Annotated in this window: 14 protein-coding genes; 7 read left to right on the top strand and 7 right to left on the bottom strand. The window is 72.1% G+C overall.

The genetic code is table 11. The annotated features are described in order from the left end of the window. The 3 genes from FHS88_RS19075 to FHS88_RS19065 all read left to right on the top strand — a co-directional run. Window positions 1-1104 (top strand): phage tail protein (locus FHS88_RS19075; RefSeq protein ID WP_246420336.1); only part of this gene is annotated, 1104 nt, incomplete at its 5' end. A 10-nt stretch (window positions 1105-1114) separates the two neighbouring features. Continuing rightward, window positions 1115-2947 (top strand): hypothetical protein, encoded by a 1833-nt coding sequence (locus FHS88_RS19070; protein ID WP_184487088.1) that lies wholly within the window; start codon window positions 1115-1117, stop codon window positions 2945-2947. 176 nt (window positions 2948-3123) lie between these two features. Further along, window positions 3124-4182, top strand: a complete 1059-nt coding sequence (locus tag FHS88_RS19065; RefSeq protein WP_184487087.1) for an amidohydrolase family protein — start codon at window positions 3124-3126, stop codon at window positions 4180-4182. A 30-nt stretch (window positions 4183-4212) separates the two neighbouring features. Here the strand turns inward: FHS88_RS19065 and FHS88_RS19060 are convergent, their stop codons facing one another. From FHS88_RS19060 to FHS88_RS19045, 5 genes are all read right to left on the bottom strand, one after another. Further along, entirely contained in the window at window positions 4213-5340 is a 1128-nt protein-coding gene (locus FHS88_RS19060; RefSeq protein WP_211842470.1) for an Ldh family oxidoreductase, read from the bottom strand. Beyond that, window positions 5337-6314, bottom strand: a complete 978-nt coding sequence (locus tag FHS88_RS20625) for a tripartite tricarboxylate transporter substrate binding protein (protein WP_211842471.1) — start codon at window positions 6312-6314, stop codon at window positions 5337-5339. The genes FHS88_RS19060 and FHS88_RS20625 overlap by 4 nt, the downstream gene beginning before the upstream one ends. A gap of 48 nt (window positions 6315-6362) precedes the next feature. Then, the gene (locus FHS88_RS19055; protein WP_184487085.1) at window positions 6363-7382 is read right to left on the bottom strand and encodes an NAD(P)-dependent oxidoreductase; all 1020 of its coding nucleotides are present in this window, start codon (window positions 7380-7382) and stop codon (window positions 6363-6365) included. Window positions 7383-7402: 20 nt separating this feature from the next. Beyond that, window positions 7403-8080 (bottom strand): RraA family protein, encoded by a 678-nt coding sequence (locus FHS88_RS19050; protein WP_184487084.1) that lies wholly within the window; start codon window positions 8078-8080, stop codon window positions 7403-7405. Between the two features lie 66 nt (window positions 8081-8146). Continuing rightward, on the bottom strand, window positions 8147-9121 hold the full coding sequence (locus FHS88_RS19045) for a tripartite tricarboxylate transporter substrate binding protein (RefSeq protein WP_184487083.1): 975 nt from the start codon (window positions 9119-9121) through the stop codon (window positions 8147-8149). Window positions 9122-9247: 126 nt separating this feature from the next. Between FHS88_RS19045 and FHS88_RS19040 the strand changes: the two genes are divergently transcribed. The 3 genes from FHS88_RS19040 (at window position 9248) to FHS88_RS19030 (ending at window position 11966) form a co-directional block, all read left to right on the top strand. Further along, on the top strand, window positions 9248-10249 hold the full coding sequence (locus FHS88_RS19040; RefSeq protein ID WP_184487082.1) for a Bug family tripartite tricarboxylate transporter substrate binding protein: 1002 nt from the start codon (window positions 9248-9250) through the stop codon (window positions 10247-10249). 6 nt (window positions 10250-10255) lie between these two features. Further along, window positions 10256-11143 (top strand): SMP-30/gluconolactonase/LRE family protein, encoded by an 888-nt coding sequence (locus FHS88_RS19035; RefSeq protein WP_184487081.1) that lies wholly within the window; start codon window positions 10256-10258, stop codon window positions 11141-11143. A gap of 88 nt (window positions 11144-11231) precedes the next feature. Further along, window positions 11232-11966 (top strand): IclR family transcriptional regulator, encoded by a 735-nt coding sequence (locus FHS88_RS19030; protein WP_184487080.1) that lies wholly within the window; start codon window positions 11232-11234, stop codon window positions 11964-11966. Between the two features lie 208 nt (window positions 11967-12174). Here FHS88_RS19030 and FHS88_RS19025 read toward each other — a convergent pair whose 3' ends face one another. Both FHS88_RS19025 and FHS88_RS19020 read right to left on the bottom strand, forming a co-directional pair. Then, window positions 12175-12984: a sulfotransferase domain-containing protein gene (locus FHS88_RS19025; RefSeq protein WP_184487079.1), complete on the bottom strand. Its 810-nt coding sequence runs from the start codon at window positions 12982-12984 to the stop codon at window positions 12175-12177. A gap of 981 nt (window positions 12985-13965) precedes the next feature. Beyond that, window positions 13966-14961, bottom strand: a complete 996-nt coding sequence (locus FHS88_RS19020) for a lysine-2,3-aminomutase-like protein (protein ID WP_184487078.1) — start codon at window positions 14959-14961, stop codon at window positions 13966-13968. Between the two features lie 36 nt (window positions 14962-14997). On the opposite strand from FHS88_RS19020, the gene epmA reads away from it, so the two are divergent. Continuing rightward, window positions 14998-16020: an EF-P lysine aminoacylase EpmA gene (gene epmA, locus FHS88_RS19015; protein WP_184487077.1), complete on the top strand. Its 1023-nt coding sequence runs from the start codon at window positions 14998-15000 to the stop codon at window positions 16018-16020. Window positions 16021-16073: the final 53 nt, after the last annotated feature.

Here is a 16073-nt window from a genome sequence, read left to right as displayed (position 1 = left end):
CTGGTGGTCTCGGGCGGGCGGTTCTTCATCCATGCCGGCGGCCCGGCGCTGCCGGCGGCGACGCTCACCTCGGACGACCTGCGGGGCGACGTCACGATCCAGGGCAGCCGGCCGCGGCGCGATCTCTTCAACGGGGTGCGGGCCGTCTACGTCGACCCGGCGAAGAACTGGCAGCCGACCGACGCGCCGCCGCTGCTCGCCTCGAACTACGTCGCCGAGGACGGCGGCGAGCAGATCTACCGGGACCTCGAGTACCCGCTGACCACGTCGGTCGCGACGGTACAGCGGCTGATGAAGGCTGAGCTCGAGCGAATCCGTCGCCAGCGCGAGGTGGCCTTCCCGGCCAACCTCTCGGCGCTGCGGCTGCGGCCCTGGGACGGCGTGACGGTCGCCCTCGACCGCGTCGGGCCGTTCCCGGCGCGGGTGACGGGCTGGCGACTGTCGCCGGATGGTGGAGTGGACCTCACGCTGTCCGAGGAGGACCCAGCGGTGTGGGATTGGAACCCGGCGGTCGACGAGCGCGCAGCCGGCGACAGCCCCTCCGTCGTGCTGCCGAACCCAGGCGTGATCGCCGCGCCGGCCTCGATCGTAGTGGACACGCCAGCGGGCACCGCCTTCGCCGCGCTCGGCGTCTCCTGGTCGGCGGTCGGCAGCGCCTACCTGGCCGGCTACGAGTTCGAGTTCCGCCCCGCCTCCGTTGCCACCTGGCAGGGCTATGGGGGCGCCCTGGGCGCGACCGCGGCCTCGGTCCCGACCACCGAGCCGACCGCCTTCCGGGCGCGCGCGGTGGCCCGCAGCGGGGCGGTGTCGGGCTGGCGGGAGGCGGCGATCCCCGGAGCCGTGACCGCGCCCGCCGCGCTCGGCATCACCGGCGGCGTGCGGCTCTCCGGCGGCTTCCCGGCCGACGCGGTGCGGCTGCAGGTGTTCGAGGCCAGCAGCGCCAGCCTCGCCGCTGCGGTGAAGCTCGTCACCGAGCCGACCGCGCTTCCCTGGGACCGCACCGGCCTCACCGCCGGGCAGACCCGTTGGTACTGGCTCCGCGCCGTCTCCGCCGAGGGCAACGTCTCGGCCCTCGTCGGGCCCGTCACCGCGACCGCGCTGTAGGAGCCGCGACATGGCCGCCCGCATCGACGACCTGTTGGTCCTCGGCCAGAACATCTCCAAGACCGACCTGGCGAAGTACCTCCGCGACCGCGAGGCGGTGCTGCCGCGCGACTTCGGCGGCCTCGGCGACGGCGCGGCGAACGACCGCGTCGCCATCCAGGCCTGCTTCGACCGCGCCGCGGCGGACGGGAAGTTCGCGGTCATCCCGCCCGGCACCTGGAACGTCGATGCCGGCGTCACCCTCGGCGCCGGCGCCCGCGGGCTGATCATGCAGGGGGTGATCCAGTACACCGGCGCGGCCAACGCGCCGGCGACGGTCCTGACGCTCGGCGATGGCGGCACCACCCGCAACGGCGAGAAGCTCTACCTCAACCTGCAGGTCACGCGGCAGATCCAGTCCGACTGGCTGAGCGAGGCCGACATCGGCATCCTCGCGCGCAACCTCGACTCCTCTCTGCTCGACCTCCGCCTCGTCTCGGGCTTCACGATCGGGCTGCGCACCCTCGGCGACGGCCGCGGCTTCGAGGACACCACGCTGATCCTCGGGCGCATCCTGAATAACCGCTACGGGCTCGACGCCCACTGCGCCACCGCCACGGCCTGGAACACCTCGATCCGCTACTATGGCGGCCACTTCGCCTGCGCGACCGGGATCAACCCGACCCTCGACCGCTTCGGTGTGCGCTTCTCGCGCCAGGCCGGGGCCTACAACAACCACAACCGGCACATCTTCGACGGGCCGAACTTCGAGCTGCGCCAGCTCGACCCGAACGTCGCCATCCCCTTCCTGAACGAGACCAGCGGCACCGCGATCATCGCGCGCGGCATGCGCATGGAGGCCTGCTCGCCGCTCGCGGCGCGGCACACCGGCGCGGCGACCGACTGCGAGTACGAGGTGGCCTGGGCGCAGACCTACACCATCGGCATCGACTACACGGCGACGGCCACCCGCGCCGGCAACGCGGTCTACAACCGCCACCGCGCGCCGGCGTCGCGGCTGACCCGGCTGCTGGCGAACATCCCGAACCTCCGCGCCGCCGCCTTCCGCCACAGCAACACCGAGATCGGCGTGGAGGGGGCCTGCATCATCGCGACCTCCACCACGACCGAGACCACCATGGCGGCGCTGTCCTGGAACGGGCTCGACGGCATCGCCGCGACCGGGCGGGGGCTGCTGCTGAACGCGAACCGCGGGGTGGCCTTCGTGGTGCAAACCACCCACGCGAAGGAGTTCGCGTTGGCGCATTGGCTGGTCGGCGGCGCGGATGGCGGGCGGCTCTGCCTCCGCTGCTTCGACGGGGCCGGCATGGTGCGGGAGAACCAGCCGCAGGACGTTCTGGCCTCCGGCACCACGATGCAGTGGGACACCGCCTCGAAGAGCTGGCAGGCGGGCGCGGTGATGCAGGACAGCTCACTGAACCGGCGGCAGACGGTGCGGCTCGGGGCCGGCGTGGCCTTCGCGCAGATCGGCATCATCGGCTTCGACGGGCAGATCGAGCTCGAGGCGCTGCGGCTCTACGGCCTGCCGGAGGATGCGCCGGCGGTGCTCTCCGGCTGCCCGTCGCTACCTGCCGGAACGCGAACGCTGGCGCTGGAGACGAGCTGGGACCTGCCGAGCCTCGGGCCCGGCGCGACGGCCAACGTGGACGTCTCGGTGCCGGGCGCGCGGCGCGGCGACTTCGCGGACGCGTCGCTCGACACCAGCAGCATCGCCTTCGTGCTGGACTGCCATGTGTGGTCCAACAACAGCGTGCGCGTGACGGCGCGGAACGTCAGCGCATCGACGGTGGATCTCGCCGCGGCGCCACTGGCGGTGCAGGTGGTGAAGCGAAGGGTCGCTTGACCGCGACACCTGCGTGTTGGCCGGAAAACTCGGGCAGATGCTAGAAGCGTAACCGCGGCCGCTGCCGCTCGGAACGCAGCACTCGACGCCTGCCGTCCGACGCGCCGCGTCGGTCATGTCACTTCCGTGAGCACCTGACTTGCGTTGTCTGGGCAGCGGCGGGCACTCTTCGAGCCATGAAGCCCTCGGTTACTCCCAGCCTCACGCCATCGCGCCAAATCGCCGTCCGTTCAGAGTGGCTCGCGCAGATGAGGGAGGACCCGATCGAACCCGCGCTCCCGATCGTGGACCCGCACCACCATCTCTGGGATCGCGAGGGTGAGCGCTACCTGCTCGACGATCTGCTGCAGGACACTTCCACAGGGCACGCCGTGCGGGCTACGGTCTTCGTCCAGTGCGGCGCGATGTACCGCGCGAGCGGCCCCGAGGAGGAGCGCTCCCTGGGTGAGACCGAGTTCATCAACGGTATCGCCGCCGCCAGCGCCAGCGGCGCCTACGGGCCGGTGCGGGCCTGCACGGGTATCGTCGGCTTCGTGGACCTGACCCTTGGAGACCGCGTTACACCGCTGCTCGAAGCGCATCTTGCGACGGCGCGCGCAAGGTTCCGGGGCGTGCGCAACCGCACGGCCTGGCATCCCTCCCCCGCGATCAGGTCCAACCTGCTCGGTCCGCCGCCAGGACCACTTGAGGATCCGCGTTTCGTCGAGGGTGCGCGCCGGCTTGCCGGGCTTGGCCTTGTGCTCGACGTCTGGGCCTACCAGACGCAGTTGCCCCTCGTCGCAGCCCTCGCCCGGGCCGTTCCGGAACTGACGGTTGTGGTGAACCACTGTGGTGGCCCGCTCGGCGTCGGGCCGTTCGCGGGGCGCCGGGAGGAAGGCTTCGCCGCGTGGCGCCGGGAAGTGCTGGCGCTCGCCGCCCTGCCGAACACGCTGATGAAGCTTGGCGGCCTTGCCATGGAAGTCGGCGGGCACGACTTCCACCTGCGAGACCTGCCGCCGACTTCGGCCGAACTCGCGTCGGCATGGCGTCCCGTCATCCAAACGCTCATCGAGGCATTCGGCGCGCAGCGCTGCATGTTCGAGAGCAACTTCCCCGTGGACAAGGGGATGTGCAGCTACGGCGTGCTCTGGAACGCATTCAAGCGCCTTGCCGCCGGCGCCGGAGAAGAGGAACGGACGGCCCTGTTCTCCGGCACGGCGACGCGCATCTACCGGCTGGACGAGACGCCCAGCTGATCTCTCGCAGATGAGAACGCCGCGGGATTCTCAGCGATCCTGCAGGACGTAGGCGACGCCGGACCGTTCGCAGATATCCCGCACATGCCAGTCGAGCGCCGGCGGGATCGGAACGCCGTCCCGCAGCCGCTCGGCCCGGGCGAGGTCCTCGGGCTCTCCCGGGACAAGGACCGGCCGGTCCGGATCGGCTGGCCGCGTGCCGTGCAGCACGTCGATCATCGCGTCCATGTCGTCCTCGAAGGCTCCGGGCGGCCGGAAGGCGCGCGGCTCAACCGCCATGAAGAAGTGGCCGACATTGTCCGGCTCGTCGGCCTGCGTCCGGCGGCTCTCCCGCAGCGGGGAGAAGGAACCGCCGGTCAGCGTCGCGCCCAGGATCTGCGCCATCAGGGCCAGGCCATACCCCTTGTGGCTTCCCGTGTCCGGCGTCCCGCCGAGCGGCGTCAAGCCGCCCTCCGCCCGCCGGTACAGATACTCCATCGCCATGGAGGCATCGGCCACGGACCGGCCCGCCTCGTCGACCACCCAGCCCTCTGGCAGCGTCTTGCCGCGGAGGTCGTAGACCTTGACCTTGTTCGCCGCGACGGTGCTCGTCGCGATGTCCAGCACGACGGGCCGGCTTCGCCCCGCCGGCGCACCGAAGGCGATCGGGTTGGTCCCGAGCACGGGGATCGCACCGCGCGTCGGCACGACGAGCACGCCGCGCGCCGAACTCGTGACCATTGCGAGCAGCCCGCGCTCCGTCGCGAGGCGCGCATAGTAGCCCGCGGCGCCGAAGTGGTGGGAGTTGAACACACCCACCGCCCCGATGCCGGCCGCCAGCGACTTCTCCACCGCGAGCCGCATCGCCATGACGCCGACGGGATGGCCGAGGCCGGCGCCTCCATCGACAAGCGCGGTGCAGGCATTCTCGCGCACCACGCGCGGTCGCGCCTGCAGCCTGAGCTGCCCCGCCAGGCGCATCCGCTCGTAGAGCATCAGCATCGAGATGCCGTGCGAGTCGACACCCATCAGGTCGGTCTCGCTCATCACCTCCGCGGTCGTGTTCGCAAGATCCTCCGGCATGCCCCAGGCGAGGAGGATGCCGAGGATCTGCGCCCGGATGCTGGCCGCCGCGACGCGCCGCGCGGCGAGGCCTGGCTCCTCCGCGCCGCCCGTCACTGCCAGGGCGTCCGTTCCCAGATCTGCTGGTAGCGCCGGAGCTGCGCCGGCATCTGCGCCTCCCACTCCGCGCCCCGCAGGAAGTCCATCGCCAGCTCGAGCTGGCGTACCTTCTCGGCCCATTCGGGTGTCGCGATCACCTTCGCGATCGCATCCTCGAGGCGCTTCGCGACCTCGTCCGGGACGCCGCGCGGTGCGCCCAGGCCACGCTCGCTGCTCATCAGCACGTCGTAGCCCTCCTCGCGGAAGGTGGGCACGTCGGGCATCAGGTCCCAGCGCCGTTCCCCCATACCGGCAAGCGCGCGGAGCACCGGGTTCTCCTGGCCCAGCATCCCGATCTCGCCGAGGTTGAGGCCGGCGACGTCGATCTGCCGGCCGAGCACGGCGTTGCGCGTCGGTCCCGCGCCGGCGAAGGGCACGTGGATGAACTCGGTGCCCGACGCGGCCTCGAACAGCGTCAGGCCGAGATGGTCGTCGGTGCCGATGCCCGAGGAGCCGACGCTGATGGTGCCGGGCCGGCGCTTCGCGGCCTCGACCAGATCCTTCAACGTCCGATAGGGCGAATCCCGGTGCACCACGAAGGCGCTCGGGTCGTCCACCAGGCGCGCGATCAGTCGGATCTGCGCGCGGTCGTAGCGGACACGCCGCTGGACGCCGAGCGATAGGAAGCCAGGCGTGTTGATGGTGCCGAGCGTGTAGCCGTCGGGCCGCGCGTTCTGCAGCGCGACATAGGCGGTCTCGCCGCCGGCGCCCGGCCGGTTGACCACGGCGAAGTTGGCGCCGGGCAGCTCGGGGGCGAGGAACTGCGCCAGCGCGCGCACCATCACGTCCGTACCGCCGCCCGGCGCGAAGCCGACGATGATCTCGATCGGGCGGCCCGCCGGCCAGGCAGGCTGCGCCACCACGGGCATCGCGAGGGATGCGAGGCCGGCGGCGAGGATGCCACGGCGCGTGGCGCGGATTGAGGGGCTCATGCGTTCCTCCTTGCTTGGTCTCTGATGCGTCGGGATTCAAAGCGCAGTTTACGCGGCCGGGGCCTGCACCGCCGCAAGGCCGCCAGGCAGCACGAGCGCGCCCGGCAAGGCGGGCGTGCCCCCGGCGAGCATTGCGATGATGCTCTCCGCCGCCGAGCACCCCATCGCGGCCACCGCGCGCGGCGTGTTCGCGGCGAGATGTGGCGAGGCGAGCACGCGCGGATGCCGCCGGAGCGGGCTGTCCTCGGGCAGGGGCTCGCGCGCGAAGACATCGAGCCCGGCCCAGGCGAGGTGGCCGGAGTCGAGGGCGGCGAGCAGCGCAACCTCGTCCACGATGCCACCGCGGGCGGTGTTGACCAGGATCGCCCCGCGCGGGAGCCGCGTGAGCGCCGCCGCGCCGATCAGGCCGCGTGTCGCCTCGTTGAGCGGGCAGTGCAGCGAGAGCACCTCGGCGCGGGCGAGCAGCGCGTCGAGCTCCGTCACGCGCTCGCCGGGGCCCGGCAGCGGCCCTGCGGGCAAGGCCGGGTCATAGGCCAGCACGCGCATGCCGAACGCGTCGGCGAGACGGGCGAGCCACGCGCCGATCGCGCCATAGCCGAGGATGCCGAGCGTCGTCCCCTCGGCGTCGCGCGCGATGCGCGTCGTCTTCTCCCAGGCGCCGCCGGCCATGGCAGCGCCGACAGCCGGAAGATCCTTGAGGAGCGCCATCATCAGCGCGAAGGCGTGCTCCGCGATGGCGCGTGCGTTGGCGCCGGCGGCGCGCGTCACCGCCAGGCCGCGCGCCTCGGCAGCGGCCAGGTCGATGCCGTCCACGCCGGCGCCGTGGCGGGCGATGACGCGCAGGTCGGGTGCAGCCGCGTCCATCACGGCGGCGCTGAGGACGCCCTGGCGATGCAGCAGCGCGGCCGGGCGGTGCCGGGCGATGGCGGCGCACAGCGCCGCCTCGGAGGGATAGGCCTCGGTGTAGGCGACCTCGCAGCCCGCCGCGGTCAGCAGCGCGACGGCTTCGGGGGCGAGCTTCGGCGCGGTGACGAGCACCACGGGCGCCGCGGCGCTGTTCAGGGACATCGGTCTGCTCCGCGGTGGCGTCAGGCGAGGCCGTCGCAGCCGAGGCGGCGCAGCGTGGCGTCCACCCAGGAGGCGTCGTGCGTGCCGGCCTCGATGTTCTTCATCTGCCGGGCCTCGGCGGCCGCCTTCTGCGTCGCCGCGGCGTGGATGGCCTCGGCCTCGGCGAAGGGGACGCAGAGCAGGCCGTCATCGTCGCCGAGCACGAGGTCGCCGGGCTCGATCACCATGCCGTCGATCGCGACCGGCACGTTGATCTCGCCGGGCCCGTCCTTGTAGGGGCCTCGATGGGTGACGCCGGCGGCGAAGACCGGGAAGCCCTGCGCCCGGATCGCGGCGCTGTCGCGGATGGCGCCGTCGAGGACGATGCCGCCCAGGCCGCGCTTGACCATCTGCGCCAGCATCAGCTCGCCGATCAGGGCGTTGGTGAGGTCCCCGCCGGCGTCCACGACGATGACATCGCCGGGCGCCGCGAGCGCGAGCGCCTTGTGGATCATCAGGTTGTCGCCGGGCCGGGTCTTCACGGTGAAGGCGGGGCCGGCGAGCACGCCGCCCGCATGCATCGGGCGCAGCCGCGGGCCGCCGGCCGTGAGGCGCGACATGACGTCGCTCACATTGGCGACCGGCAGGCTGCGGAAGCGGGCCACCACCTCCGGGGCAATGCGGCGGGTGACGGGCAGGATCCTGAAGCCGACGGGCATGGCGGGACTTTCGTTGTCAGGTTGCGCGGGCAGGTGAGGCGTCAGCGTGAGTGGCGAAACGCGATTTCATTCTTTCCAGGGGCGCCGGGACCAAAGTGCGCGAAGCGCCGCCTCGCCGCCCAGCGCGGCATCGCGGTAGGCCGTGCCGACCAGCGGCTTGAGCGGCAGTCCGGCGCGGCTGGCGGCCTCGGTCCAGGCAGGGTCGGCGAAGATGGCCGCGAAGGCCTCCTCGATGGCGATGCGGATCGCGTCGGGCAGGCCCGGCGGGCCGAAGATCCCCCGGCCGGCGGAGAATACGACGTCTACGCCACCTTCGCGGTAGGTCGCGATGTCGGGCGCGGTCGGGTCGCGCGCCTCGCTGGCCAGCGCCAGGCCGCGGATGGCGCGGTCGCGGAGCAGCGGCAGTGCCTCGCTGATGTTGAAGGCGCCGACCTCGAGCTGGCCGCCGAGCAGCGGGACCAGGAGCTGCGACGTGCCGTTGAACGGCACGTGGTTCAGGCGGACCTTCGCCGCCTCCTCCAGCAGCAGGGTCGCGATATGGTCGTCCCCGCCGATGCCGGCCGTTCCGTAGGAGAGATCCCCCGGGCGAGCGCGGGCGGCCGCCAGGAGGTCCGGCAGGCTCTTCAGCGGGCTGTCGGCCCGCACGAACAGGCCGCAGGGATCCTCGACGACCTGGGCGAGGTAGGTGAGCTCCGCCGGGCGCCAGCGCACCGGCCGCTCGATGGGCTGGCTGAGCACCGTGGGGGTCGCGCAGGCGCCGAGCACGAAGCCGTCCGGCGCGGCGTTCGCCACCGCCTCGGTCCCGAGCTGGCCGCCGGCGCCGGGACGGTTGGAGACCACGACGCGCGCCCCAGAAAGCTTCGCCGCCAGGAAGGGCGCGACGGTGCGCGCCATCGCGTCCATGCCGCCGCCCGGCGCGAAAGGCACCACGATCTCGATCGGCCGCCCCGCCGGCCAGCCGCGCTGCGCCAGGGCGGGGGTGGCCAGGAGCGAGGCTGCTCCAAGGAGTGCGGCACGACGGCCGAGGCTGGGGGCGGGCATTCCGGAGGTCTCCTTCCCTGCGCACGGCTTTGCTTGACAGGCCGGGGCTGCGGAGGCTTATAACGAAACGCCATTTCAAAACGCAAGCCCGTGTTGGCGGGCGATCAGGGAAGGAACCGCGCCACCATGCTCTCCCGCCGCCAGATCCTCCGCTCCGCCCTTACCGCGACACCGCTCGCTCTCGGCGCGGTGCCGCGCAGCGCCGCTGCCCAAGCCGACTGGCCGTCCCGCCCGATCCGCATCGTCGTCGCCTGGGCGCCCGGCGGCGCCGTGGACACGATCGCGCGACGCCTCGCGCCCAAGCTCTCGGAGAGCCTCGGCCGGCCGGTGGTGGTGGAGAACAAGTCGGGGGCCACCGGAACCATCGGCGCCGCCGATGTCGCGCGCGCCGCGCCCGACGGGCACACGCTGCTCGCGATGGACAACACCTACGCGATGCTGCCCTACCTCTTCCAACGCCTGCCCTTCGACCACGCGAACGCCTTCCGGCTCGTGACGGTCAGCGCCTTCTCGCCCGTGATGATCGCCGTCCACAGCGACGCGCCCTGGCGCGACCTCGCTTCGCTGATCGCGGCCGCGAAGCGCGAGCCCGAGAGGATCACCTACGGCACGGGCGGCATCGGCAGCGCGCCGCACTTCGCCACCGCCGCCTTCGCCCAGGCCGCGGGCATCCGGATGCTGCACGTGCCGTTCCGCGGCGCCGGAGAGGCGGTGACCAACGTGCTCTCCCGCCAGGTGGACGTCGTGATGGTCTCGCTCGGTTCGGCCCTTGGCCATGTGCAGGGCGGCGCGCTGCGGGTGCTCGCCATGAGCGGCACGCAGCGCACGCCCGTCCTGCCGGACGTGCCGACCTTCCGCGAGGCGGGCCTGGCGAATTTCGGCCCGAACGGCGAGGGCGTGGTGAACTGGTCCGGCCTGGCCGCACCGGCGCGCACGCCGGACGCGGTGGTCACGCGGCTGCACGCCGAGGTCGCGAGGGCCCTCGAGGCCCAGGACATGCGCGACTTCCTGGCCTCCCTCGCCTCCACGCCGGGCGGCATGCCGCCGGCCGCTTTCGAGGCGATCCTGGCCGAGGAGACGGCGCGCTGGCGCGTAGTGGCCGAGACCAGCGGCATCGAGCGGCAGTAGCGCCCGATGTTCTTCGCCCCCCCGCCGCGCATCGGAACCGAGGTCTTCACGCGGCTGCCGGACCGCTTCCGGCGGCCACGCGCCACCGAATGGGCGCGCTGGAACCGCGGCGGGCGGGACATCGACAGCTTTCTCGAAGGCCCCTGCTTCGACGCCGAGGGGCGGCTCTACGTCACCGACATCCCGTATGGCCGCATCTTCCGCATCGCGCCCGACGGCGCATGGGAGCAGGTCGCGGAGTACGACGGCTGGCCGAACGGGCTGAAGGTCGCGCTCGACGGCACGCTGCTGGTCACCGACTACAAGCGCGGTCTGATCCGGATCGACCCGGCCAGCGGCGCGATCACGCCGCTGCTGGAGACCGCGCGCAGCGAAGGCTTCCGGGGGCTGAACGACCTCTGCATCGGCGCGGATGGCAGCATCTTCTTCACCGACCAGGGCCAGACAGGCCTGCACGACCCGACCGGGCGCGTCTATCGCCTGCGGCCCGACGGACGGCTCGACCTGCTGATCGGCACCGTGCCGAGCCCCAACGGGATCGTGGCGGCGCCGGACCTGTCGCATGTGCTGGTCGCCGTCACCCGCGCCAACCAGGTCTGGCGACTGCCGCTGCATGGCGACGGCGCGGTCACCAAGGCAGGGATCTTCCTCCACCTGCATGGCGGCCCCGGCGGGCCGGATGGCCTGGCGTGGGATTCGGGCGGCAACCTGCTGGTCGCGCATACCGGCGTCGGCACCATATGGCGCTTCAATGCGCGGGCGGAGCCGACCCTGGCGATCGCCTCCTGCGCTGGCGCCTCGACGACGAATCTCTGCCTGGGCGGCACCGGCGGGCGCGAGGTGTTCATCACCGAGAGCGAGACCGGCAGCATCCTGCGTGCGCGGCTCGATTAGCGCCTGATCCGCGCAGGCGGAATCGCCGGAGCGGTGAATCAGTGGCTAGAACATCGGCTACATTGGGCCGGGCGGTCGGAGGTTGGGCATGACGGAAAAGGGCAAGCGGCGACCGGCGCTGGAGGGCGTGGCCTCGGCGGACCGTGCGCTGACCGTGCTCTCGGCCTTCCGCAAGGGCGACCGGTCCCTCTCCCTCGCGGAGCTGGCCGAGCGGACCGGGCTGGTGAAGAGCACCATCATGCGCCTTGCCATCTCGCTGGAAGAGCACGGCTACCTCGCGCGCGAGGAGGACAGCTCCTACCGGCTGGACGCCGAGGTGCTCCGCCTCGGCACGATCTACACGCAGTCCTTCCGCATGGAGGCGCATGTCGTACCGATGCTGGAGGAGCTCGTCGCCCGCACCGGCGAGAGCGCGGCCTTCTACATCCGGCGCGGCGAGCAGCGGCTCTGCCTGTTCCGTGTGGACAGCCCCCACCTGCTGCGCCTGCATGTCCGGGTCGGCGATGCGCTGCCGCTCGACAGCTCGGCGATCGCGCAGGTGCTGCGCGCCTTCGCGCCGCGGCCGCTGCCGCCCTATGTCGCTTCGCTCGACCTGCCGATCGTGACCATGGGCGCGACGGATCCGCACACCGGCTCGATGGCTGCCCCGGTCTTTGGGCCGGGCGACAAGCTCGCCGGGGCGCTGGCCCTGTCCGCCCCCGTCATTCGCTGGACAGCGGACGCCCAGGCTGCCGCACGCCCGATCCTGCTGGAGGCCGCCTCGGCCCTGACGCGCCGCATCGGCGGCGAGATGCCCGAGTGGCCGCGGGCCGCCGCTGAATAGGTCTGATGTGCCCCTGATCGATCAGCCGCTCCGCTTACCAGTGCAACCGCTGCCTCGGCGACTCGCCCTCCCCTGCGGGTGGCCTCTGGCGACGGTTCGAATCCGGGTGCACTCCCTCCGCCAGTTCCCCGAGGCGTCCCGCTCTCAGCCAGGCGAAGTCGGCAGCGCCGCTGCCGCAGGTCTCCACGAAACCGGATGACCGCCAGCGTCAGTCGGGCTCGTAGCCGAAAATTCGCATCGCATTGGCGCAGCGGGCCTGGATGTGCGCGATCGCCTCGCGGGAAAGCGAGTCCCGATAGCCGCCGGGATGGACCCGCCGGATGTGTTTGCTGGGATCCTCCTTCTCGGGGAACACGTCCTCCTTCGCGACGATCCTGGCGATCACATCCTCGGGCAATTCCACATCGAGCCGCGCGGCTATGTCGCGCGCCCAGTCGAGCTTGCGGTAGATGACGTCCTCATACCGGTAGACCTGCCATTCGCCGGAAGCGCGGTTGCGGCTGATCATCGCGAAGGCGTTGAAGTTTTGCAGCACCCCGTCAGCCCCGCCGCTGATCACATAGTCGGAAGGCTCCTGCGATTGCGCGCGGCTGCGGTTCTGCATGACCAGCTCGCGCACGGCGCCATCCTTCGGCACGGTGTGGCTCTTGGCCATCGAATGATAGAACGAGATCGCGATGTCGCGGGGGTCGCGGACCAGCATCAGCTTGCGCGAATCGCGGAAGCGGCGGAGCAGCATGAGCTGCCAAAGGCCGCGGAAGCCGGAGTAGACGAAGCCCGGCCGTCCGCAGAAGTCGAGCAGATGATGGTCGCAGTGGCTGAAGTTCAGGCCCTGGCGGAAGAGCTGGACCTCGACATCCACGCAACTGCGCCCGGACGCGTGACAGATCGCCTTGACCAGGTTGTCGAACAACACCGAACCGCTCTTGTGCAGCGCGAGGCAGTAGATCGTGTCGGTGCGGTCGGTCGGTTCATAGCTGATGACATAGGGCTGGCCCGAGAACGTCTCGAACTGCAAAGTCTCTGACATCGAATCACCCTCTATGCCCAACCGGCGTCCTGGACGCGGTATTGCTCGGTGAACGGACCTCGCGCGGCGATCCCGGGCGCGCAGGGCGAGGCTTCTCGGTCCGGCAACGGCCGGCAGGACCGACTTCCGGCTCCAGAAACCCGTCGCACCGTCTCAGGCGCACGCGATTCCGCCGAAGTGCGCGGGCGAGGGATGGGCAACCCCGATCCATGCGGCCACAGCGGAAGAAACCCGCGTCGCGGTGCTGTCCGGCGAGCGATACGCGCAACGGTGCCGACGCGCCCTTCCCACGCGTGCCGCAAGGCTGCCCGCCCGTTCTTTCCTGGAAGAGGCCGATCATCATGCTCACCGGCCGATGCCGCCCGTGCCCACGGCCCGCAGTCTGCGCTCGACGGCGACCGCATGCGGCCTGACGCCGCCCCCGATCCGATCCCTCTGTCCGTCGCATCCGGCAGGAGACGCCCCGCAACCTCTTCTCGGCCTCCGCACAGCCCACAAGACGGCAAGCGTCGCTTCCAAACCGTTCGACATGAAGTTGCGCGAGGGTCCGATGCGGCGTTGCACCGTGTCCAAGCGCACCCCGGCACATCCAGCGAACCACGCGATGAGGGATCCGGCCATACACAGGCATCATAGCGGGGGCGGTCCGCGTCGAGCGAGTGGCCTTGCGGTGCGCGCATGCCCGATGCGGGCGCCGCCGCCACCGGCCGCATCCGGACGAGAACCGCGCCGCGCCGCATGGTCGCCGGACCGTCCGCCAGCGGTGACGACCCTCCTGCCCGGCCTTCCCAGCCTGCCGGCTCCGTCCCTCGGCGCTGCATAGCCTGCGGGGATGCAGGCGGGCGGAGATCGCGAGAAGGTTCTGCTCCGGCGATCGAAGTCGCTCGCCAGGCCTCCCGTCGCGCTCGTCCTGCCCATCGCCCTTCAGCTCAGCCGGGGGCGGCCTCGAGGTGCAGAGCCTTCGTCTCGTCACGCCCCGGACGCCCGCGCCACCGGCCTCTTCCCGCCCCCGGCAGGGCTCTCCCGCACGAACACCGGCAACCCGTGCCCCGGCACCTTCCCCCGGAGCCCTTCCAGCAACCGCAGCCCCTCCGCATCAGGCACCGCGAAGCGCGAAACCCCCGGGGCTGGGTCCAGGGCGTGCAGGTAGTAGGGCTTCACCCGCGCCCGCAGCATCGCCCGGAACAGAGCCTCCAGCGCCTCCGCGCTGTCGTTCACCCCGCGCAGCAGCACGGACTGGCCGAGGAGCGGCACCCCGGCATCGGCCAGCCGCGACAGGGCAGCGGTCGCCTCGGCCGCGAACTCCCGCGCGTGGTTGGCGTGCAACGCGACATAGACCGGCTTCTCCACCCGCAGCGCCTGGACCAGCGCCGCATCCACCCGCGCGGGGTCGGCCACCGGCACGCGGGTATGCACGCGCAGCGTCTCGATATGCGGCACCGCGGCCAGCCGCCGCAGCATCGCCCCGAGCCGCCGCGCGCTCAGCATGAAGGGGTCGCCCCCGGTCAGCACCGCCTCCCGCACTGCCGGGGTGCGTTCGAACCAGGCAAGGGCGGCTTCCAGCTCCGCCTCGGTCAGCAGCCCGCCATCCGGGCCCACCACCTCGCGCCGGAAGCAGAAGCGGCAATAGACCGGGCAGGCCAGCAACGGCTTCAGCAGCGCCCGGTCGGGGTAGCGGTGCACCACCCCCTTGACCGGGGTGAAGGGGCCGTCCGCCGTTGGGTCGTCCGTCTCCCCCGGCGCGGTCAGGAGTTCCGCGGAGTCGGGGATGTATTGCAGCGCGATCGGGTCCGCCGGGTCGGCGGGGTTCATCAGCCGCGCGACATGATCCGTCACGGAGATCGCGTAGCGCCCGGCCACGCGCGCGGCGGCGGCCTCGGCCCCGGGCGGAATCAGCCCGGCCGCGGCCAGCCCGCGCGCGTCGCGGATGGTGCGCGTCTGGCGCCTGCTCTCTCCGTCCGGCATGGTCGCGGCGGTTACCGGAACGCGCCGCCCCGCACAATGGACAAGCCCCACTGGCACCCCGAGCGCCTCGCCGCGCGGCTGCCCTTCCTCGATGCCCGGGCGAGGCTCACCGCCGCCACCCGCGCCTTCTTCGCCGCCCGCGGCTACCGGGAGGTCGAGACGCCCTGCCTCGTCCCCGCCCCCGGGGCGGAGGTGCATATCCGTGCTTTCGCCACGCGGTTCGAGCCCCATCTCGGCGCCGGCTCGCCGCGCACGCTGTGGCTGCGGACCTCGCCGGAACTGGCCATCAAGCGCCTGCTGGCGGGCGGCGCCGGGCCGGTCTTCGAACTCGCCCGTGTCTGGCGCAACGGGGAGGTCTCGGCCCGCCACGCCCCGGAATTCACCATGCTGGAATGGTATCGCCCAGGCCTCACCTTCGACGGGCTCATGGACGAGGCGGAGGCCTATCTGCGCGCCGTCTGCCCGCCGGTGGTGGAGCATGGCGGCATCCGCACCGACCTCCGCCTGCCCTTCGAGCGGCTGAGCATGGCCGAAGCCTTCCGCCGCCACTGCAACGGGCTCGACATCCTCGCCACCGGCGGCGATGCCCATGCGCTGCGGGAGGCCGCGGCCGCCGCGGGCTTCCCCCCGCGCGGGGAAGAGGGGTGGGAGGATCTGTTCTTCCGCCTCCTGCTCGAGCGCATCGAGCCCGCCATCGGGCGGGAGCGCGCGACCTTCCTCACCCACTGGCCCGCGCCGCAGGCGGCGCTCGCGCGGCGCGACCCGGCCGACCCGCGCGCCGCGCTGCGCTTCGAACTGTTCGTCGCGGGCATCGAACTCGCCAACGCCTTCGACGAACTGACCGATGCCGCCGAACAGCGCGAGAGGTTCCGTGAGGCCAATGAGGCGCGCCGCCGCATCACCGGCGAGCGGGGCTGGGAGGTGGACGAGGATTTCATCGCCGCGCTGGCGCACGGGCTGCCGCCCACGGCGGGCATCGCGCTGGGCTTCGACCGGCTGGCGATGCTGGCCTCGGGCGCGCCTCGCATCGAGGACGTGCTGTGGCTGCCATCCGGCTGAGGCGGCAGCGGGTTGCCTTGCGCGCCCGCCTCGCGTCTATAAGCGGGCTCTGG

Source organism: Neoroseomonas alkaliterrae, assembly GCF_014199195.1.
Taxonomy (GTDB): Bacteria; Pseudomonadota; Alphaproteobacteria; order Acetobacterales; family Acetobacteraceae; genus Neoroseomonas; species Neoroseomonas alkaliterrae.
The sequence above is the reverse complement of the archived record's forward strand: the minus strand, read 5'-3'. Positions and strand labels throughout refer to the sequence as shown.

Coding starts and splice junctions, on each gene's coding strand:
- epmA (WP_184487077.1), top strand. CDS start 14,998: ATGGACAAGCCCCACTGGCACCCCGAGCGCCTCGCCGCGCGGCTGCCC.
- FHS88_RS19070 (WP_184487088.1), top strand. CDS start 1,115: ATGGCCGCCCGCATCGACGACCTGTTGGTCCTCGGCCAGAACATCTCC.
- FHS88_RS19045 (WP_184487083.1), bottom strand. CDS start 9,121: ATGCCCGCCCCCAGCCTCGGCCGTCGTGCCGCACTCCTTGGAGCAGCC.
- FHS88_RS19055 (WP_184487085.1), bottom strand. CDS start 7,382: ATGTCCCTGAACAGCGCCGCGGCGCCCGTGGTGCTCGTCACCGCGCCG.
- FHS88_RS19040 (WP_184487082.1), top strand. CDS start 9,248: ATGCTCTCCCGCCGCCAGATCCTCCGCTCCGCCCTTACCGCGACACCG.
- FHS88_RS19030 (WP_184487080.1), top strand. CDS start 11,232: ATGACGGAAAAGGGCAAGCGGCGACCGGCGCTGGAGGGCGTGGCCTCG.
- FHS88_RS19020 (WP_184487078.1), bottom strand. CDS start 14,961: ATGCCGGACGGAGAGAGCAGGCGCCAGACGCGCACCATCCGCGACGCG.
- FHS88_RS20625 (WP_211842471.1), bottom strand. CDS start 6,314: ATGAGCCCCTCAATCCGCGCCACGCGCCGTGGCATCCTCGCCGCCGGC.
- FHS88_RS19065 (WP_184487087.1), top strand. CDS start 3,124: ATGAAGCCCTCGGTTACTCCCAGCCTCACGCCATCGCGCCAAATCGCC.
- FHS88_RS19035 (WP_184487081.1), top strand. CDS start 10,256: ATGTTCTTCGCCCCCCCGCCGCGCATCGGAACCGAGGTCTTCACGCGG.
- FHS88_RS19050 (WP_184487084.1), bottom strand. CDS start 8,080: ATGCCCGTCGGCTTCAGGATCCTGCCCGTCACCCGCCGCATTGCCCCG.